The sequence below is a fragment of the Mesoflavibacter sp. CH_XMU1404-2 genome (assembly GCF_037029465.1).
Taxonomy (GTDB): Bacteria; Bacteroidota; Bacteroidia; order Flavobacteriales; family Flavobacteriaceae; genus Mesoflavibacter.
Genome location: NZ_JAYMEM010000003.1, coordinates 97399 through 118358, shown reverse-complemented (window position 1 = coordinate 118358; position 20960 = coordinate 97399). Strand labels below are relative to the sequence as shown.

At 31.9% G+C, this 20960-nt stretch carries 17 protein-coding genes; 4 read left to right on the top strand and 13 right to left on the bottom strand.

Annotation, left to right across the window (positions count from 1 at the left end; translation table 11 throughout):
* Nucleotides 1–2: 2 nt before the first annotated feature.
* From WA327_RS02120 to WA327_RS02105, 4 genes are read right to left on the bottom strand one after another with little or no spacing between them, the layout of a single operon-like run.
* Nucleotides 3–1637: a glycosyltransferase family 39 protein gene (locus tag WA327_RS02120; protein ID WP_336065918.1), complete on the bottom strand. Its 1635-nt coding sequence runs from the start codon at nucleotides 1635–1637 to the stop codon at nucleotides 3–5.
* Nucleotides 1630–2253: a lipid-A-disaccharide synthase N-terminal domain-containing protein gene (locus WA327_RS02115; protein ID WP_336065917.1), complete on the bottom strand. Its 624-nt coding sequence runs from the start codon at nucleotides 2251–2253 to the stop codon at nucleotides 1630–1632. The genes WA327_RS02120 and WA327_RS02115 overlap by 8 nt, the downstream gene beginning before the upstream one ends.
* Nucleotides 2254–2967 carry a glycosyltransferase family 2 protein gene (locus tag WA327_RS02110; protein WP_336065916.1) on the bottom strand — a complete coding sequence of 238 codons (714 nt, stop codon included), beginning with the start codon at nucleotides 2965–2967 and terminating at the stop codon, nucleotides 2254–2256.
* Nucleotides 2968–3002: 35 nt separating this feature from the next.
* Nucleotides 3003–4622 carry a glycosyltransferase family 39 protein gene (locus WA327_RS02105; RefSeq protein ID WP_304143303.1) on the bottom strand — a complete coding sequence of 540 codons (1620 nt, stop codon included), beginning with the start codon at nucleotides 4620–4622 and terminating at the stop codon, nucleotides 3003–3005.
* Nucleotides 4623–4723: 101 nt separating this feature from the next.
* Here WA327_RS02105 and WA327_RS02100 point away from each other — a divergent pair, with 101 nt between their 5' ends.
* Nucleotides 4724–5662 carry an NAD-dependent epimerase/dehydratase family protein gene (locus WA327_RS02100; protein WP_336065915.1) on the top strand — a complete coding sequence of 313 codons (939 nt, stop codon included), beginning with the start codon at nucleotides 4724–4726 and terminating at the stop codon, nucleotides 5660–5662.
* Here the strand turns inward: WA327_RS02100 and meaB are convergent.
* Nucleotides 5659–6741 carry a methylmalonyl Co-A mutase-associated GTPase MeaB gene (gene meaB / locus WA327_RS02095; protein WP_336065913.1) on the bottom strand — a complete coding sequence of 361 codons (1083 nt, stop codon included), beginning with the start codon at nucleotides 6739–6741 and terminating at the stop codon, nucleotides 5659–5661. The two genes, WA327_RS02100 and meaB, sit on opposite strands and share 4 nt — an antisense overlap.
* Nucleotides 6742–6764: 23 nt before the next feature.
* A complete protein-coding gene (locus WA327_RS02090) occupies nucleotides 6765–7325 on the bottom strand; it encodes a DUF2911 domain-containing protein (RefSeq protein ID WP_336065910.1) in 561 nt (186 codons plus the stop codon).
* Between the two features lie 111 nt (nucleotides 7326–7436).
* Here WA327_RS02090 and WA327_RS02085 point away from each other — a divergent pair, with 111 nt between their 5' ends.
* Nucleotides 7437–8120 carry a peptidoglycan DD-metalloendopeptidase family protein gene (locus WA327_RS02085; RefSeq protein ID WP_336065908.1) on the top strand — a complete coding sequence of 228 codons (684 nt, stop codon included), beginning with the start codon at nucleotides 7437–7439 and terminating at the stop codon, nucleotides 8118–8120.
* On the opposite strand, the gene WA327_RS02080 is transcribed toward WA327_RS02085, so the two are convergent.
* From WA327_RS02080 to WA327_RS02050, 7 genes are all read right to left on the bottom strand, one after another.
* Nucleotides 8117–8467, bottom strand: a complete 351-nt coding sequence (locus tag WA327_RS02080) for an MFS transporter (RefSeq protein WP_336065906.1) — start codon at nucleotides 8465–8467, stop codon at nucleotides 8117–8119. The two genes, WA327_RS02085 and WA327_RS02080, sit on opposite strands and share 4 nt — an antisense overlap.
* Nucleotides 8468–8540: 73 nt before the next feature.
* A complete protein-coding gene (locus WA327_RS02075) occupies nucleotides 8541–8963 on the bottom strand; it encodes a hypothetical protein (RefSeq protein WP_336065904.1) in 423 nt (140 codons plus the stop codon).
* Nucleotides 8964–9053: 90 nt separating this feature from the next.
* The gene (secA, locus tag WA327_RS02070) at nucleotides 9054–12410 is read right to left on the bottom strand and encodes a preprotein translocase subunit SecA (protein ID WP_336065901.1); all 3357 of its coding nucleotides are present in this window, start codon (nucleotides 12408–12410) and stop codon (nucleotides 9054–9056) included.
* Nucleotides 12411–12632: 222 nt separating this feature from the next.
* The gene (locus WA327_RS02065) at nucleotides 12633–12854 is read right to left on the bottom strand and encodes a DUF2795 domain-containing protein (RefSeq protein WP_006989959.1); all 222 of its coding nucleotides are present in this window, start codon (nucleotides 12852–12854) and stop codon (nucleotides 12633–12635) included.
* A gap of 159 nt (nucleotides 12855–13013) precedes the next feature.
* Complete coding sequence (locus WA327_RS02060) at nucleotides 13014–13589, bottom strand: cob(I)yrinic acid a,c-diamide adenosyltransferase (protein WP_336065890.1); 576 nt, start codon at nucleotides 13587–13589, stop codon at nucleotides 13014–13016.
* A gap of 175 nt (nucleotides 13590–13764) precedes the next feature.
* A complete protein-coding gene (locus WA327_RS02055) occupies nucleotides 13765–14538 on the bottom strand; it encodes a class I SAM-dependent methyltransferase (RefSeq protein ID WP_336065889.1) in 774 nt (257 codons plus the stop codon).
* Nucleotides 14539–14816: 278 nt separating this feature from the next.
* Nucleotides 14817–16679, bottom strand: a complete 1863-nt coding sequence (locus tag WA327_RS02050; protein ID WP_336065887.1) for an ABC-F family ATP-binding cassette domain-containing protein — start codon at nucleotides 16677–16679, stop codon at nucleotides 14817–14819.
* A gap of 676 nt (nucleotides 16680–17355) precedes the next feature.
* Between WA327_RS02050 and WA327_RS02045 the strand changes: the two genes are divergently transcribed.
* Both WA327_RS02045 and WA327_RS02040 read left to right on the top strand, forming a co-directional pair.
* Nucleotides 17356–18156, top strand: coding sequence for a polysaccharide biosynthesis/export family protein (locus tag WA327_RS02045; protein WP_336065885.1), 801 nt, complete (start codon nucleotides 17356–17358; stop codon nucleotides 18154–18156).
* Nucleotide 18157: 1 nt separating this feature from the next.
* Nucleotides 18158–20614 (top strand): polysaccharide biosynthesis tyrosine autokinase, encoded by a 2457-nt coding sequence (locus WA327_RS02040; protein ID WP_336065882.1) that lies wholly within the window; start codon nucleotides 18158–18160, stop codon nucleotides 20612–20614.
* Nucleotides 20615–20960: the final 346 nt, after the last annotated feature.

Below are 20960 nucleotides of genomic sequence, written 5' to 3'. Positions count from 1 at the left end.
TTTTATTTCCTTTCTAGTTCGTAATAATCAAAAGTTAATCTGTCTCTGTATTGCCTGCTACCTGGCTCAGCTTCATTTAAATCATAATGATTTATCTTTTTAACATTGAAATAGGAGCTTAAAAATGAAATTTTTTCTTCAGAAAGACCATAAGTTAATAATCCAAATTTTGAGTCCTTTGGAAGATTTTCAATAGTATTCAAATTAATAATTGTCGGAATCTTTTCGCCATATTGCCAAACGGTTTCAGGCGTTGCTTCACCTAAGCTATAAGTTTTAATATCGTTGATTTCATTTTGCTTTAATAACCTTGACACTGGTTTATAATTTTTGCTAGTAAATGTTTTAAATACAGGTAAGCCAAACACAAAAAGACTCGCAAAAAAGACTACTGTTAACAAGAATACGTACTTAATTTTCTTTTTGTATAGTTGTATTAAAATAAAAAATGAAATAACTATAGAAACTAGACCAAAAATTGAAAATGCAATAATGTTACTATGAAATTGCTCATAAAATAAATAGGCTAATCCAAAAGGGGAAACGATACCGATAATAGCAATTAATGTAAAATTGAAGTATACAGGTAAAGTATCTTTTTTATTATTTAAGTACTTAAATTTTCTAATTAAAAACTCTATATAAAATCCTGTGTTTAATGCTAACGGAATTAAGACAGGCATTAAATAACGTGACTTTTTTTCAGGAATTATTGAGAGTAAAATTACAGCAGCAATAGTCCATAAAAACGTGAATTTATAAGCTCTGTAATGTATTGCTCTACGTTTCATATATGGATACAATAATCCTATAAATGCTGGAATTGTCCAAATTCCGCTTTGCGTAAAAAAGCTCCAATAATAATAGAAAGGTCTAACATTGTAGCTTGTCCAATTAGCGGTTTCTTTACTTGTTATAGCTTCAAAAGTATGAGGATCTTCTAATCTTACATAAAGATACCACCAACCACCTAAAATAACAGCAAGAATTAATATGATTATAAAAGGAATAATTTTAGCTTTTAAGTTTTTATAATTGAATGAGAAACTAAAAGCAATTAAAAATGGTAATAACAATGCGTAAAACGACACAGGACCTTTGCTTAATAGAGAAGCAGCAATACCTAAACTAGCTAAAAGAATGTGTTTCCAATTAACTGTTTCGCTTTTAAATAGTAGAAATAAATAATAAATAGCAATCATCATAAATCCGTGAGTAAAAATATCCCAAGGCGCTTCTATAGTAATACCTATAACGTAAAAAGATGTGATTAATATTAATGCATTTATTAAACTATGTGCTCTACTTTTAAGTATGAATTTTGATAATTTATAAGTAAAAACACCTAAAATCATAACCATTAATATAGCAGGTAAACGCATTCCAAATACGCTTTTAATCCCAAAGATTAATGCAGATAAAGCAGTAATCCAAGTTGGTAATGGTGGTTTTTGATAACGTGGTACACCATTCATAGTGGTTAGTAACCAGTTGCTATCTGTAATCATTTCTCTGGCGGTAATAAAATTACGGGCTTCCATAATAGTTACCTGTATGCTGTCTAAATTAGGTAACAGCATAATGCCTATAAAAAGGCAAAGTAAAATTAATGGATAGTTTTTTATAAATTTAGGCATCTTGTTTTTTCAAAATTAAAAGATTTCTAATATAAATAATTGCGCCAAGTAAGTGACCAACTAATAATACGGGATCTTTTCTAAAAATAGCATACGTTAAAATAAGTAAAGAGCCTATAAAACTTAATGCCCAAAACCCGAAAGGCAAAGAGGATTCTTTATTTTTTTCAGAATACATCCACTGGTACACAAATCTTAAAGTAAATACTATTTGAGAGACAATACCTAAAACTAATAACCATAACGGAATAGCTTCGTTTTTAAATAAATGGTTGACATCTATACGGTTATTATTAAAATAAAAAATAACCACAAAAACTGGCATTAGTAGTAACACCCATCGCATTAGTGTAGGATACTTATTCCATTGATTTTGTAGTTGAAGATTTCTAATATAGATATAATATGTAAGTGCTTGACCTAACATTATTGCAAAGTCATGCCTTAAATAACCGTAAATAAACAGTAAAAAAGAAGCAGTTAAACTAAGCGTCCAAAATAGAGTAGGAGTAATAACTCTTTTTTGTTTTTCGCTAGTAATCCATTGTATGATTAGCCTAGACGAAAAGAGGATTTGAGCCAAAAAACCAATACTATATATTAACCAGTCACTCATTTATTTTTTCTTAGCAACATCGTAATTAATATACTTTTTCTTCATCCATAAATAAGCAAAACAATCCATCAAAGGACCTAAAAGCCGATTCCATAAACCAAATTTAGCTTGACCAGCAATACGCGGAAAATGTTGAACAGGTACTTGCTTTATGTTACCGTTTTGTAATAAAATCATAGCTGGTAAGAAACGGTGCAAACCTTTAAACATGGGTATACGTTTGGCATAATCTGTTCTTATGACTTTTAATGGGCAACCTGTATCATCCATACCGTCTTTAGTAAAAGCACGTCTAATACCGTTAGCTATTTTAGAAGACATATTTTTTACAAAACTATCTTTTCGGTTAGAACGAACACCAGTTACTAATGCGTTGTCTTTTATATGTTCTAAAAGTAGGTTAAAGTCTGAAGGAGCAGTTTGTAAATCAGAGTCTATATAGCCAACAAGTGCTGTGTCTGCATAATCAAAACCAGCTTTTATAGCAGCGCTTAAGCCTCTATTTTCTTTAAAAAGAATATAGTAAAATGCATCATTACGTGTACAAATGTCTTCGATTAGTTGCTGACTTTTGTCTTTAGACCCATCGTTTACAAATAATATTTTTGTGGTTTTGCTAGCTATTTTTGTGTACGCTAAAAGTTCTTCTTCAACTCTAGCTAAATTATCCTCTTCATTATAAACAGGAACGATAATCGTAAATTCGTAACTCATTATGCTTTACTTAGTCTTACAAAAGTATTATTTTTTTAGTAATAGATTACCCAAGTGCCAATTTCTTTGCGATTAGGCAAGTTTCTTTTTAGATACTTATTATGCTCTCGGATATCGTGTTTTTTTCTAGTTATTAATACAGCATTTTTATTTAGAATATTTTTTGCTTTATTAATTCCGTTTTCAGTATGTAAATTAAAGTTATAATCTTTCCAATTAGTAGAAGTTTCAAATTGAGTTTCGCGTTGTACTGTATTATGTCCATCATTTAAAATATACACCTTCTTATCTGAATAAAATTGAGATGAAGCTATAAGATAATTATATACTACAATATTTTCTTTTTGAGGTAGTTTAGTGTTTATAAATTTAAATACTTCTCTTGTCGAATTTAACTCAGAATCATTAAGTTTTAAAAATTGAGTGCCACTTGTTAATAAAAAAGCACCTAATAAATAGCCTAAAATACTTGTCCTTAAAAGTCCTTTGTTATTTTTTAAAACTAATACAATAAAAATACTAACTAATAAAGACATTATTATCGCAGTAATTAAACTATAATTAAACTTAAAATCAATAATAGATAAAACAATTAAAGAGCTTGCAATTAAGCCAATAAAACTAATAATTATAAGGTTGTATTTTTTTAAAGTTTTAGGAGATGTTTGACTTAATAGTTTTGCAGTAAGTATTGCTACAAAACCAAAGCTAGGTAAAATATAAAGTATAAGCTTTGTTTTAAATGCAGAAAATAATATTATAATAGTTGATATAGTCCAAATTAAAATCAAACTGTAAGATTTTTGATTTTTAATATTTTTGAAACCTTTATATGTTTGATGACATAAAAAGAATATCCATGGTAAGCCAATAGCAGGAAGTGTTAAGAGATAAAACCAAAAGGGTTTAGATCTGTTATAAGATTTTGAGCTAATACGATTTACAATTTGTTCTTTAAAAAAGTAATTGTATAGCATAGGGTTTTCAATAAAAACAACAAAATACCAAGCTAAAGACACTGCTAAAAATAAAATAAAACCTAGAATATGATGTGTTGTAATTTTTAATTTTTCTTTAGTGATTAATCTGTGGCTTATAATAAAAACAAAAGGAAAAATAAGACCAACAGGACCTTTTATTTCAAAGCTTAAACCTAACGAAATAAAGAATAAATAAATAAAAATAGGTTTAGAAGCCCTTAATTTATAATACAACCAAAAGAAAATAGATGCCAGGACGGTAGTAGTTAAATAAGCATCTGTAGTTAAGTTTCTTGAAGAAATAATAACAATAGGAAAAGAAAAGTAAATAAGCATTGCAGAAAAGGCAATTTTCTTTTTTTTGTAAAAAAGTAAAGTAATATTATAAACTAAGATTAATTGTATTAGAATTGCAATTTGTAAAAAAAATCTAGCGCCAAACTCATTAACTCCAAAAATTTTATACCCTAAAGTTGTAATTTGATAGGTAATAGGTGGTTTATGATAATGATGTATGCCTAATAATTTAGGATGTACATAATCATTATTGACTAACATTTCTCTGCTAATTTCTGCGTATCTAGACTCGCTAGTTTCTGTAATTCCCCATGACCCTAAATTAAAGGTTAGTAATAAAAAAGAAATAGCAACTATCAGTAGTGCTCTAAATTTCATGAATAGTAAGTTGTTAGATATGCAAAAGTATTATTTTTTATCAATAGCAATTTATGTTTCACTTAAAAGTTGTTATTTTGTAAAACATTTCAAAATTTTTTATGAAGATATTAGTCACTGGAGCAGTTGGTTTTATAGGTTCTCATACAGCAGAAAGACTCCAAAAAATGGGGCATGAGGTTGTTGGAGTAGATAACTTTAATGATTATTATAGTTTAGATTTAAAGCAATTAAATGAAAAAGCTTTAAATGAAAAAGGGATTACAGTTTTAAAGTTAGATTTAAGAGAAATTACAGATATAAATAAGCTGCCAAAAGACATAAATTATATCTTCCATTATGCGGCACAACCTGGTATATCCTCAACATCTACTTTTGAAGATTATTTTACAAATAATGTTATGGCAACCAAAAATCTAATTGATTATGCATTACAATTAGAAGATTTAAAACTGTTTGTAAACATCGGTACATCATCTATTTATGGTTTAGAAGCAACTTTTCCAGAAGATGTAGCACCAAAACCTGCATCGCATTATGGTGTAACTAAGTTAACTGCCGAGCAGTTAGTGCTTCAAAAAAGTAGAGAAAAGCAGTTAAAAAGCTGTTCTTTAAGACTATACTCTGTAATAGGACCAAGAGAACGTCCAGAAAAAATGTATACTAAACTAATCGCTTGTGGTTTAAATGGTGAAGCTTTTCCTCTTTATGAAGGTAGTGATAAGCATTTACGAAGTTTTACTTATGTAGGAGATATTGTTGATGGCGTAGTAAGCGTTATAGGAAATGAAGACAAAGTAAATGGCGAAATTATTAATCTTGGAACAGAAGTAGAACATACTACACAAGATGGTATTGATGCTGTAGAAAAAGTTTTAGGAAAGCCAATTAAAATTAATGTTATTGCCAAACGAGCAGGTGACCAATTACGTACAAAAGCTAATATTGATAAAGCTAGAAAGCTACTTAATTATAACCCGAAAACTACGCTACTAGAATCAGTAGAAAAACAAGTAGAATGGTATAAAGCTAACTTTTAATTTTTTAAGTTTAATAAATATTCAGCTGCAACAAAAGGAGTAGTTTTATTAGCTTCAATTAAAGCTAATTGTTTTTGTAATTCAATTTTTATAGTTGGGTGATTAAAGAAGTCGCTCTTTAATTGTTCTTCTATAGTTTGAATTAACCAGTATTTATTTTGCTCATTACGCTTTGAGCTAAAGTAATTATTAGATTTTGTAATTTCTAAATACTCTTTTATAACTTTCCAGATATCGGCAATACCTTCATTTTGTAAACCACTACATAAAGTTACTTTTGGTTGCCAATTAGAAGCTTTTGCAGGATAAAGATGTAATGCGCGGTTAAATTCTACTTTAGCTAGCTTAGCAGCTTTAAGATTATCGCCATCTGCTTTGTTAATAGCAATAGCGTCTGCCATTTCAATAATACCACGTTTAATACCTTGTAGCTCATCTCCAGCACCAGCTAATTTTAAAAGTAGAAAGAAATCTACCATGCTGTGTACAGCTGTTTCACTTTGTCCTACACCAACGGTTTCAATAATAATAGTATCAAAACCAGCAGCTTCACAAAGCGTAATAGTTTCTCTGGTTTTTCTGGCAACGCCACCAAGCGATTCTCCTGAAGCCGAAGGACGTATGTAGGCATTTTCATTTTTAACTAAAGATTCCATACGCGTTTTATCACCTAAAATACTTCCTTTAGTTAAAGAACTACTTGGGTCTACAGCTAGTACCGCAACCTTTTTACCTTGTGCAGTTAGATAATTACCAAAAGCTTCAATAAATGTACTTTTACCTACACCAGGTACGCCGGTAATACCAATTCTAACTGATTTGTTAGCATGAGGTAAACAAGCTTTAACAATTTGATGTGCTTGTTCTTGATGTTTGGTGTGTTTACTTTCTATAATTGTAATAGCTTGACTTAAAGCTGTAATATTTCCATCAAGAAGCGAGTTAATTAAGTCTTGTGTGTCCCTTTTAGATTTGCGTTTTACTTTTAATTTTGAAACAGCTTCGGCATTGGTGATTTCAGATGCTGAAACACCTTTTTGTTCAGATAAAGCCGATTTATGAGTTTCTTTTTTAGCCAAAAGTTTATGAATCTATGTTAAAACTATCTATTTAAAGGAATTTCAATTTTTACATCATCCCAAGCCATTGTCATTTTTAAGTCGTCTGTAGAGTTGTCAAAAGCAATCGTAAATTGCTCAACAGGTTTGTCTAAATCCTTGACAGGCACTTCTGCCTCAATAACATCAAAATTTGGATCCCACATAGGTTCCATTTTTTCATTTACTCCCCATTCGTATTGCTTAGAGTTAAACATTACTTTCCAAGTGTCCTCCATAGGGACTGTCCAAATGGTGTATTTTCCTTTAGGTAGATACATGCCTTGTACGGTTAAATCTTGATTAGTTTCAAAAGTAGTAGCTTCGTTTGCTCCAGTACGCCAAACTTGGTTAAATGGTACTAATGCACCAAAAACTTCACGATCACGTTTTGAAGGACGATTGTAAAACACTTCTAAATTTAAATCGTCTACTTTAAAAGCAACTGTTTTTGGCGGACTTAAACGTTGCTCAAAAACACCAGTTTTAGTAAAAAATTGATAGCCTAAAACAAGTACAGCTACTGTAATTAGGGCATATATTATCCACTTTAAAAATTTATTCATTGTAGAATTAAGGATTTATTGAATATAAAAGTATAGCAAATTTATTGAATATAAGTATAACGAAAAATTAATTTAGATGTTATCTTTATTCTCTAAAATAAGAATAGCGTAATGGTTTTAAATAAGATTTTAGATGCTTCAAATCAAGAAGAAATTTTTGTTGTTGATTATTCAATTTCAATTGATGATTATGTTGCAATAGATTTGTCAAAACAGAATGAAGATTTAAAGTTATTTGATGTGTCTTCTTCTAAAGCTTGGGAAATTTATATTAATAATTATCTTAAAAAAGCTAATAAAAAAGTTGCATATGGTGGCTATTTAGAGCATAGAAATCTTTATGACCGTAGTGATTACTTTTCTTCTCAAACCGAAGAAGCGCAACGTAATATTCATTTGGGTTTAGATTTATGGTGTCCTGCAGGAACAGATATACTTGCTGCTTTTAATGGAGTAATCCATAGCTTTAATGATAATAATAATTTTGGAGACTACGGACCAACTATAATTTTAGAGCACAGCTTAGGAAATCATAAGTTTTATACACTTTATGGTCATTTATCGCGTGCTTCAATTAAAAATATTAAAGTTGATCAAAGTGTAAAACAAGGAGACATTATTGCGCAATTAGGAGATGCAAAGGTAAATGGAGATTATGCGCCGCATCTTCACTTTCAAATTATAAAAGATTTACAAGGTAAAGAAGGAGATTATCCTGGTGTTTGTAGTGCTAAAGAATTAGAGTTTTATAAACAAAATACAATAGATCCAAAACCAATACTAGGATTGGTTTAATCAAATTGATTTAAGTCTCTTTTTATTCTTGCTTCTGTAGGAATAAGTAGAGCCAAATAAACAATTAATAATATTCCAAAAAGAAGAAATTCTGGATAGATTAATAAAATTAAGAAAGCTGCGCCTTCTAAAATTGCCCATCTTATAATTGATGCAGTTTGATAACTAACTAATTTTTGTTGTACAGAAAGGTTATTATCTATTTTAGAAATAAAATGTTTAAATAATAAATTACTGATAATAAACGCAGCTATTGGGATAAATAAATAGATGTAATTTTCACTGTTTACTGTTGGGAAAGTTAGCTCTGTTAAATTTCCTAAATCACCTAAAAAGTAATACGACAAAATTAATCCTGCAATTAAAGCTAGATGAATGATTTTAAAAACCTTTAATTGTTGTTCTATAAAATGTTAGAAGTTATCTGATTGTTTCAATTTTACCATAAATATTACGATGTGCTAAAGATTTTCCAAAAAAGAATCCTGCAATAACACTAATTCCGTCTGCAATATAAAACCACGTAGGGGAAGGAATCATAAACCAATTAGCAATTGTAGCTACAACCATAAAACCAGCAACGACATAGGCAGGAATAATCGAAGTTTTAGAAATTACTCCTGCAACAAACATACCTACCGCAATACCAACGCCGTGTGCAATAATTACGGCTATCATTGATCCTCGAGGGATAAGATTTATATTGTTTTTTATCCATTCCATATCCATAGGTTTAGCGCCTTCAGGATAAGGGAACAAAGTATGACCTAAGGTTTCAATAAGATAAATAGATAGGCTAGCTGCTATAATACCAGCAATTGTGGCTAATATTTTTCTTAGCATAATTAAAGATTTTATTTAGTTAAATAAAAATACAAAAAAATCCCAAAGCATTACACTTTGGGATTTTTAATATGATTCAATATAAGTTATTTATTCATTTACTAAAACCCATTCGCCTTTAGCAATTAATGGTTCTGCTTGTTTGTATTTAAGGGTTTTGTTTTCGCCACTCATTACATTTTTTATAGTCACTCTGTCATTACGACCAATTTTTGGTTGCTCTCTAACAATAGTTTCTACAACTTGTGGTTGTTGTTGTGTGTTACCAGCAGCTCTATTTTGGGCAGCACGTTCGTCTAAATTAGGAATTTCTTCCTTTTCAGTTTTTAGATTCTCTTTTTGACGTACTTGTTTTGCTTCACTAATAGCATTAGTTGTTTCTGTCGGTAATTCACCTTTAAATAAGAATGAAATTACATCTTTATTAACTTGAGAGATCATGCTTTTAAACAATTCAAAAGCTTCAAACTTGTAAATTAATAATGGATCTTTTTGCTCGTGAACAGCTAATTGAACCGACTGTTTTAACTCGTCCATTTTACGTAAATGAGTCTTCCAAGCATCATCAATAATGGCTAATGTGATGTTCTTTTCAAAGTCAGTGATTAACTGTTTTCCTTTACTTTCATAAGCTTTTTCTAAGTCAGTTACAACTTGTAACGTTTTGGTACCATCCGTAAAAGGAACAACAATACGCTTGTAGCGATCACGTTGATTTTCGTATACGTTTTCTATAACTGGGAAAGCAATTTCGGCGTTGCGTTCCATTTTATTTTTATAGTGATCAAAAGCTGTTTTATAGATGTTTTGTGCAATCTCTAAAGCAGACATTTTGTTAAACTCAGCTTCACTAATTGGTGAAGACATAGAGAAGAAACGGATTAGTTCAAACTCGAAGTTTTTGTAATCGTTAGCATCTTTATTGGTCTCTGCAATTAACTCAGAAGTATCATAAATCATGTTAGCTAAATCTACACGTAAACGCTCACCAAATAATGCGTGGTAACGACGTTTGTAAACTACTTCACGTTGCGAGTTCATTACATCATCATATTCAAGTAGACGTTTACGAACACCAAATTGATTTTCTTCTACTTTTTTCTGTGCACGCTCAATAGATTTTGAAATCATAGAATGCTGAATCACTTCGCCTTCTTGTAATCCCATTCTATCCATCATTTTAGCAATACGTTCACTACCAAATAAACGCATTAAATTATCTTCTAAAGATACATAGAATTGCGAACTACCTGGGTCACCTTGTCTACCTGCACGACCACGTAACTGTCGGTCTACACGACGCGAGTCATGACGTTCTGTACCAATAATAGCTAATCCACCTGCAGCTTTAACTTCGTCACTTAATTTAATATCTGTACCACGACCAGCCATGTTTGTTGCAATGGTGACTTGTCCTGGTTTACCAGCTTCAGCTACAATATCTGCCTCTTTTTTATGAAGTTTTGCGTTAAGTACGTTATGAGGTACTTTTCTTATCGATAACATTTTACCTAATAACTCAGAAATCTCTACACTAGTAGTACCAATAAGAACTGGTCGTCCTGATTGTGATAATTTAGTAACCTCATCAATAACAGCGTTATACTTTTCGCGTTTTGTTTTGTACACTAAATCCTCACGGTCATCACGAGCAATTGGTCTGTTGGTAGGGATTTCAACAACATCTAATTCGTAGATTTCCCAGAATTCTCCAGCTTCTGTTACTGCTGTACCTGTCATACCAGCTAACTTGCGGTACATACGGAAGTAGTTTTGTAGAGTAATTGTAGCAAAAGTCTGTGTAGCGTCTTCAATCTTTACATTTTCTTTAGCTTCTATCGCTTGGTGTAAACCGTCTGAATAACGACGACCATCCATAATACGACCTGTTTGCTCATCTACAATCATTACTTTGTTATCCATCACTACGTATTGAATGTCTTTTTCAAACAATGCGTAAGCCTTTAATAACTGGTTTAGGGTATGGATACGTTCTGATTTTACAGCAAAGTCACGGAATAAATCTTCTTTAAGATTAGCTTCTTCTTCGCTAGATAGATTTTGCTTTTCAATTTTAGCAATTTCTACACCAATTTCTGGCATGACAAAGAAGTCTGGATTGTCTTTACCTGAAAGATAATCTACACCTTTGTCTGTTAATTCTATCTGATTATTTTTTTCTTCAATTACATAGTATAATTCCGCGTCTACTCTTGGCATCTCACGGTTATTATCTTGCATGAAGTAGTTTTCTGTTTTTTGAAGTAATTGTTTTACACCTTCTTCACTTAAAAACTTAATTAACGCTTTATTTTTTGGCATACCACGGTATACACGTAATAATTGGAAACCTCCTTCTTTAGTGTCTCCGTCTGCGATAAGTTTTTTAGCATTGGCTAAAACCGTAGTCAAATATTTACGTTGTACGCTAACAATATCTTCTACTTTTGGTTTTAATAAAGTAAACTCGTGTTCGTCACCTTTTGGTACTGGACCAGAAATGATTAATGGTGTACGTGCATCGTCAATTAAAACCGAATCTACCTCATCTACAATAGCGAAGTGGTGCGGACGTTGTACTAAATCGCCAGGTGCATGCGCCATATTATCACGTAGGTAATCAAAACCAAACTCGTTATTGGTACCATAAGTAATATCTGCGTTATAGGCTTTACGACGTGCGTCGCTATTTGGTTGGTGATAATCTATACAGTCTACACTTAATCCATGGAATTGGAAAATAGGAGCCATCCAAGCGCTATCACGTTTAGCTAAGTAGTCGTTTACTGTTACTAAGTGTACACCTTTACCAGCAATAGCGTTAAGGTATACAGGTAAGGTTGCTACAAGCGTTTTACCTTCACCAGTTTGCATTTCGGCAATTTTACCTTGGTGCATTGCAACACCACCAATTAACTGTACATCGTAATGTACCATATCCCATGTTACTTCTTTACCTGCAGCATCCCAAGAATTTGCCCAAGTTGCTTTATCTCCTTCTAGAGTAACGTAGTTATGTTCTCCAGAAATTAAACGGTCAAATTCGTTAGCTTCAACGGTAATTGAAGTATTATCTTTAAAACGTTTTGCGGTTTCTTTAACAACAGCAAAAGCTTCTGGAAGGATGTTGTTAAGGACACCTTCTGTAGCGGCGTAAGCATCGTCTTTAATTTTATCAATTTCTTGATAAATATCTTCTCTTCTGTCTATATCGTCAGATGCTTCTGCTTCTTGTTCTAATGCTTCGATTTGAGAATAGAATGGTTTGCGTGCTTCGGCAATTTTTGCTTTAAACTCTGCTGTTTTTGCTCTAAGTTGATCATGCGATAAGGCTTCTAAAGCACTTTCAAAAGATTTAATTTTTTCAACTATTGGCATGATGGCTTTTACGTCTTGTTTAGACTTATCACCAACAAATACTTTTAGTATTGAATTTAAAAAATTCATAATTTAATATGTGTTAATTTGAAATCAAAATGAAGCAGCAGTGTGCTGAGCCAAAGATTTCATTAGCTTTTGGTTTTTAGTATGTTAGTTCTGTGCTAATAAGGGCATACAGAACTATGCCTTTTTAAAAAAGGGCTTAAATATACGTTTTTAGCTGTGTAAAGCTAAATTTTAAGCACAAAAAAAGCCTCTATTTTGAGACTTTTTTATGCTTGATTTATTTTAGTATTCGTCCTCATTCCAGAGGTAATCTTCGTCAGTTGGATAATCTGGCCAAATTTCTTCGATAGAATCGTAAGAATCTCCTTCGTCTTCAATAGATTGTAAGTTTTCAACAACTTCTAAAGGCGCACCTGTACGGATTGCGTAATCGATAAGTTCGTCTTTGGTTGCTGGCCAAGGTGCATCACTTAAATAAGATGCTAATTCTAATGTCCAATACATTCTTTTATCGTTTTAATTTTTTGCAAAAATAAATTTTTAGTTCAAATAGTCAAGAAAAAAGTGAATTATTTTTTCAGTATAAATAGGAACGTTTGTTTTTATTTAAACTACTTGACTTTTAGGTCTTTTGCAGTATTAATAAATGCTTTAAAGGTTAATTTATTCTGTTTTTTTAGGAATCCACTTTACCTCATCTGCTTGTAAGTCTTGTGACAACTTTCGTGCCAATACAAAAAGGTAGTCAGATAGACGGTTTAAATAGGTTAGTGTTTCTGGTTGAAATGGTTCTAAATCGTTAAGTGCTGACGCTAAGCGTTCAGCACGTCTGCAAACTGTACGTGCAATGTGACAGAATGACACGGTTTGGTGTCCACCAGGTAATACAAAATGCGTCATTTGTGGTAAATGCGCATCCATGCTATCCATTTCTTGTTCTAAAAAATTGATGTCAGCTTCATTTATTTTAGGGATGTTTAAGCGCTCTTTACCATTTTTTAAAGTAGCTTTTTCTGGATCTGTTGCTAGGATAGCACCAACGGTAAACAGTTTGTCTTGTATGTTTATCAAGGTGTCTTTGTATTTTTGGTCTATGTCTTGGTCTCTTATTAAACCAATATAGCTGTTTAATTCGTCGACAGTTCCGTAGCTGTCAATACGTATATGATGTTTAGGTACGCGTGTACCACCAAATAAAGCGGTTGTACCTTTGTCTCCTGTTTTTGTGTATATTTTCATATTATCAAATTTAGCAGTTTATAGTTTAAAGTGAAAGTTTTTTAGAAGATTAGATGTTTTGATTGTTAGATTACTCGATTTTTCGATGATTAGATTTATAGATTTTTGGAGTGTTAGATTATATGAGATTTTTACTAACTACTAACTACTAACTACTAACTACTAACTACTAACTCTAAATTCTAATAGTAAAATGTTCTTTGGCTTGTTCTTTTCTAAAGCTTACAAATCCCCAAAAAAATGTGTCTATAGTAACTGTAACTTGCGGATGTTTTTTTATGGTTTCCCAAGCTTGTGTCATGCCTTTTGACCAATAAATGTCATCAAAAATAAAAATGGTATTGTTATTAATTGTAGGTAATAACATATTGAAATACTCTATAGTAGCTTCTTTTTGATGGTTGCCGTCAAAATAGATTAAATCATATGTGTTTGATGTTAATGTTGGAATAACCGCTTTAAAATCTCCTGTTAATGAAGTAATATTATTTAAGCCTAATTTATTGAAATTCTCTTTAGTAAATTTTGAAATATTTGGACAACCTTCAATAGTAGTAATTTGTGTTTTTGGGTTACCTAAACTTATGGCATGTGTAGCAATACCCATAGATGTACCTAATTCTAAAACTTGGTTGAATTTAAAATAACGAGATAATCTGAAAAATAGTTTTGCTCTTTTAACTGTTGTGCCAGCATTTTTAGTAATATCTGATACTTTTCTTGTATTAGATGTATCTACTTGAGAGCCTGCACCTAAATCTGTGACTTCTATAGTTGTTTTATTTTGAAGTAAGTCTTTTCGGTAAGTTTTTAGTTGATTATAGTTGGAGTATTTTGTCTTGTCATAAAAGCATTTTGTCACTAAATCATAAACAAAAGGAGAGTGGACACCATGTTGATTTTTAGAGCGTAATAAGAATTTTATATAGGCTATGATTAGTTTTCTCATTAGGAGTAATTTGGACGTGATAAATATAGTAGTTTATTCTTTAGCTTCTCGATACAATGCCTCATGCTTCGGCATCACTCGAAGTGACGATTTTTTAGATTACTGGACTATTAGATTTTTGGATTATTAGATATTTACTAACTGCTAACTCTTCCTTGGTCTGAGTACATCTAGTTTTATGCTTTTTGTGTGATTTCTCGCTGTGCTCGAAATGACTAAAGGAATTTTTTATAGTCATCAGTTATCAATCATTAGTGATCAGTTATTAATCACTAGTTTTACTCGTTTTCCATTTTTTCTGCGAGTTCTAACCAACGTAATTCTTTTTCTTCTATACTATCTATAATCGTTTGCATTTTGTTAGAGAGTTCTGTGATTTGGTCTTGTGTTAAGTCAGGATTTAAGAATTGTTGTTCTAATTCTTTTTTATCAAACTCTAGGGATTTAATCTTACTTTCTAAGTTTTTATATTCTTTTTGTTCGTTGTAAGACAGATTACTATTGCTGTCTTTTTTCCAAGTTTTCTTTTCCTTTTTATCTTCAGAAGCTATTTCTGGTGGTTTACTGTCTTCATAAATGCGATAATCTGTATAATTACCAGGGAAATCTTCAATTTTACCTTCACCTTTAAAGACTAACAGATGGTCTACAATTTTATCCATAAAATAGCGGTCGTGAGAGACCACAATTAAACAACCAGGAAAATCTAATAGAAAGTCTTCTAAGACATTAAGTGTAACAATATCTAAATCGTTAGTCGGCTCGTCTAAGATTAAAAAGTTAGGGTTTTGAATTAAAACGGTACATAAGTATAGACGTTTACGCTCGCCACCACTAAGTTTTTCGACAAAATCATATTGTTTTTTACGGTCAAACAAGAAACGTTCTAATAATTGTTGCGCACTAATTTGACGTCCCTTTTTTAGTGGAATATAATCACCAAATTCTCTAACAACATCAATTACCTTTTGTCCTTCTTTTGGATTAATTCCTGCTTGAGTGTAGTATCCAAATTTAACCGTTTCTCCAATAATAATCTTACCACTATCGGGTTGTGCGGTTTGCGTAAGGATGTTTAAAAATGTGGATTTACCTGTTCCGTTTTTACCAATAATTCCAACACGCTCACCTTTTTGAAAGTTGTAGCTAAATTGGTCTAAAATGATCTTGTCTTTAAAAGATTTAGATAGTTTTACTAACTCTACAATCTTACTACCTAAGCGCTCCATGTTTATCTCTAACTCAACAACATGGTCTTTACGGCGTTGGTGTGCTTTGTGTTTTATTTCGGCAAAGTCGTCTATTCTAGATTTAGATTTGGTGGTGCGTGCTTTGGGTTGTCTACGCATCCAACCTAGCTCTTTTTTATAGAGTTGTTTTGCTTTATTAACTTCGGTTTGTTCTCTTAAAATGCGTTCTTCTTTTTTTTCTAAGTAGTAAGAATAGTTGCCTTTATAGGTGTAAAGCTCTCCGTGATCTAATTCTATTATTTCGTTGCAGACACGTTCTAAAAAATAACGGTCGTGCGTTACCATAAACAAGGTGATGTTTTCTTTAGCAAAAAAGCCTTCTAGCCACTCAATCATTTCTAAATCAAGATGGTTGGTAGGCTCGTCTAGGATTAATAAATCTGGTTTATTGATTAATGCGTTTGCTAAGCTTAGACGTTTTTTTTGTCCACCAGATAAGTTGTTTACTTTTTGGTCTAAGTTGTCTAGTTTTAACAAGAAAAGAATTTGCTTGTATTGGGTTTCAAAATCCCAAGCTTGATGCCTTTCCATTTGCTCAAATGCTGTTTGGTAAGCTTCTGTGTCTTCTGGATTTTGTAAAGCTTTTTCGTAATTAGCAATAATGTCTAATATAGGGTTATCTGCATTAAATATAGTTTGCTCTATAGTTAAATTAGGATCTAGATTAGGTTCTTGCGGTAAAAATGCTACTTTTATGTCTTTACGGTAGATAATTTGACCAGTATCTGGAGCGTCAAAACCAGCTAGAATATTAAGAATGGAAGTTTTTCCGGTACCATTTTTTGCTACAAATGCAATTTTTTGATCCTTGTGTACACTAAAAGAGAGGTCTTTAAACAATGTACGCTCTCCATAGGATTTAGAAATATTTTCTACAGTTAAGTAATTCAAAGTGTTCTTTTTTGCAAAGATGGGAATATTAGTTTTAAGTTGAAAAGTTTAAAAGTTTAAAGTTCTAAGTTGAAAAGTTGAAAGTTTGTAGCTTTGCTACTTGCTACTTGCTACTTGCTACTTGCTACTTGCTACTTGCTACTTGCTACTTGCTACTTGCTACTTGCTACTTATGTGTGATTTCTCGCTGCTCTCGAAATGACGGTTTTTTTAGATTGCTCGATTATTAGATTGTTTGAGATATTTTACTCATTACTCATTACTCATTACTCATTACTCATTACTCATTACTCATTACTCATATGAGATTTCTCAGTCGTGCCTCATTTTAGAATGACAAGTTTTGCTGGTTTGTGGATTTGGTTATTTGTAGATTTGGTGCTTCTCGATACGATTTACTCATGCTGCGTAAATCACTCGAAGTGACGATTGCTCGATTGTTGGATTTCTAGATTAATAGATTATTAGGTTGCTTGATTATTGGATTGTTAGATTATTTGAGATATTTGCTAACTGCTAACTGCTAACTGCTAACTGCTAACTGCTAACTGCTAACTGCTAACTGCTAACTGCTAACTACTATTTTCTATCGAACAGCTAAAACGCCAAAATCTTCGGTAAAAGTTTTATTTTTCAGGTTGAAAAACTATATTTGTCACTTATCAAATGCCTCTATATGAAGCCACTTATTGCTTGTTTACTGCTTGTTTTAGTTCTTTTTAGTTCTTCTTGTATTACAAATAAAGACGTTGTTTACTTACAAAACAAAGGGACAATAGCTAATGATTCACTGCAGATTAAAGCGTTAGCACAACCATACCGTGTGCAGATAGATGATATTTTAAGTATTAACGTAAAAGCTTTAGATGAAGAATTGGTAAAGATTTTTAATCCAACTAATACTAATGCTGGAGGTAATATTGGGCAGTCTGAACAAGGTCTTTATTTTAATGGTTTTACTGTGGATTTACATGGTAATATCGAATTTCCAATATTAGGAGAGATTAACGTGTTAGGATACACTGTAGAAGAAATAGAAGATAAGGTAAAGGATTTGTTGCTAGAGAAGTATTTTAAAGAAACAGCGCAAATCTTTGTGACCGTAAAACTAGCAGGTTTAAGATATACCACGCTTGGTGAAATTGGTAATAAAGGGACCCAAGTGTTGTATAGAGAACGGGTAAATATACTTGAAGCGGTTGCTAATGCAGGCGATATTGCACAAACAGGAGATCGTAAAGATGTACTAATTGTTAGGCAATATCCCGATGGGCAAAAAATACATCATATAGATTTGACCGATATAGCTGCAATGGAATCTGAGTTTTATTATATACAGCCTAATGATATTATTATGGTTAAGCCTTTAAAACGTAAAGCTTTAGGGGCAGGTCAGACAGCAACGCAAACAATTACTACTATAGCTAGTATCTTTTCGGTAGTAGTGAGTACTTACTTTTTAGCAAGAAATTTATAGTATGGAAAACCAAATGCAAGAGCAAGAGGCACAGATGTTTGATTTTAAAGCGTTTCTTTTTAGAGCTTTAAGTTATTGGAAGTGGTTTGTCTTAGCTTTAATTATTGGTATTTACATTGTATATCAACAAAATATTAGAGAAGAGTTTCCGTATACTTTAGATGCTAAGATTACGGTACAAGATGATAAAAACCCATTATTTACTTCTAACACGAGTTTAATTTTTAATTATGGAGGTATCTCAGGCAAAGTCCAAGAAGTACTACTTAATTTAAAGTCAAGAGAACATCACGAGAAGGTAGTAGATAGTTTAGACTTGTATTTAAGTTACTTAACTCAAGGACGTTTTTACAAAACAGATATGTACGGTAGAGTACCTTTTAAGTTTGTTGGTGTAGACTCCGCTTATCAAGTGATAGGACATTCTATAAAAATAGAGTTTGTTGATAATACTACTTTTGAGTTGTCTTACGATTTTGGAGAAACAGAAACAATTGCGACCCAAAATTTTGTAACTAAGGAAGTTAAACGCTTGCCAGTAATGCAACCTACTTTTAAAAAGCGCTATCAAGTAGGCGAGTATATTGATTTGCCTTTTTTAAAAGGAAGTATTTTAGAGCGTGTAGATAAAAAGATTATTGCTGGTAAAACTTATTTTATTCGATATGACAGTTTTAATAGTGTTGTTTCTGGTTTTTTAAACTCTTACGTAGTTGCTAATCAAGAACGATCACCTTTATTGTCAATTAGATTGACTAATAAAAATAAGGCTAAAATTGTTGATTATTTAAATACGTCTATAGTCATATTAGATCGTGACCAACTGGAAAAGAAAAACCAATATGCAGTTAATACCATTAACTTTATAGATAAGCAATTAGCAAGGGTAAAAGGTGACTTGACAAAAAAAGCAGACTCGTTAAATGAGTTTAAACGAGATAATAAGCTGTATAATCTGGAAAATGAAACTAACGAGTTGTCTAATAAGATCTTAGATTATGAGAAGCAAAAAGAAGCTTATGAAAAGCAATTGATGTCTTATGATTTATTAAAAAATTACTTAGAAACTAGTGATGACTTTACGAGTTTTCCTGCGCCTGTAGTTGATGGAGTTGGAGATGGAAATATTCAAAATATGATATCACAAATGGTAGATATTTCTTCTCAAAAATCTAAACTTCAGTATTCTGTGCGTGATAACGTGTCTGTTTTTGATGATTTGAATCGTCAAATAGATGGTTTAAAAAAGGTGTTGTTTGAGAGTATTTCTTCTGCAAAAACTAATATTAGATATCAAATACAATCTATAAACAACAAGATTTATAATGTTGAGCGCGAGTTTTCTACTTTACCTGAAAGTCAACAAGAACTACAAGCTATAGAGCGTGAGTACTTACTAAGTCAAAATACATATAATTTGTATTTAGCCAAACGAGGAGAGGCGGAACTAGTTAAAGCCTCAAATGTTTCTGATATTAATTTAATAGAACCTGCTAAAGATACTGGTCAGGGTAGAAATGCCAGAAATTTAAATATTAGATACATATTTGCGGTTTTAGGTGCTTTGATCCCAATACTCATTATTGCTTTTATTATTACATTTTTTGATCATAAGTTGCATAGCCCTAATGATTTAAAAGAGTTGTCTAAAATACCTTTACTAGGTGTGGTTGGTAAGAATCAAAGTGAAAACAACCTTGCTGTTTTAAATAAGCCAAAGTCTGCAATAGCTGAAGCGTTTAGAGCGGTACGTTCTAGCTTACAGTTTATGTATAAAAAGCATGATATAGAAGGCTCTAAAACGGTGATGGTTACCTCTTCAATTAGTGGTGAGGGTAAAACCTTTTGCTCTATTAATATTGCGTCTGTATTTGCGCTTAGTGGAAAGAAAACCGTATTAGTCGGTTTAGATTTGCGTAAGCCTAAAATATTTGGAGACTTTGATATTGATAATAACATTGGTGCGGTTAATTACTTGATTGGTCAGCTGTCTTTAGAGGAAGTTACCCAAAAGACCATGATGGAAGATTTGGATGTTATTACCTCTGGACCTATACCTCCAAATCCTTCTGAGTTATTGATTGGTGAAAAAATGGATGCGCTTATTGAAGAGCTTAAAGCTAAGTATGATTATATTATATTAGACACGCCTCCTGTTGGTCTAGTTGCTGATGCGCTAGAACTTATAGAATATGCAGATGCTACCTTATATGTTGTGCGTCAGGATTACACCAAAAAAGATATGTTGCAACTGATTAAAGATAAACACCAAAAAGGAGAGGTGAAGAATATTAGTTTATTATACAATTACTTTAATCAAAAAGGTACATACGGTTATGGTTATGGATACGGATATGGCTATGGTTACGGTTATGGTGCTTATGGTAATGGATATCATGATAACGGACCTAAGAAAGCGTCTTTGCTGGATAGGGTGAAAGGGATTTTTAGAAAGTAGGGTTATTGGATTGCTCGATTGTTAGATCGTTTGATTACTCGATGTTTAGATTCTTCGCTAGCACTTTAACTATGCACTTCGATTACGCTTAATGTGACACTTAGTGTGATGCTTTTGTTAATTTGGTTATTTGTTTCTTCTTGATACGATTTACTCATGCTTCGTAAATCACTAGAACTGACGTTTTGTTGGTTGTTTTTTAGTATTTTGTTTTTGGATTGTTGGATTATTTGAAATATTTGCTAACAGCTAACAGCTAACAGCTAACAGCTAACAGCTAACTCATATGAGGTTCCTCAATCGTGCCTTACTTCGACTACGCTCAGTACATCGCTTTCGAAATGAC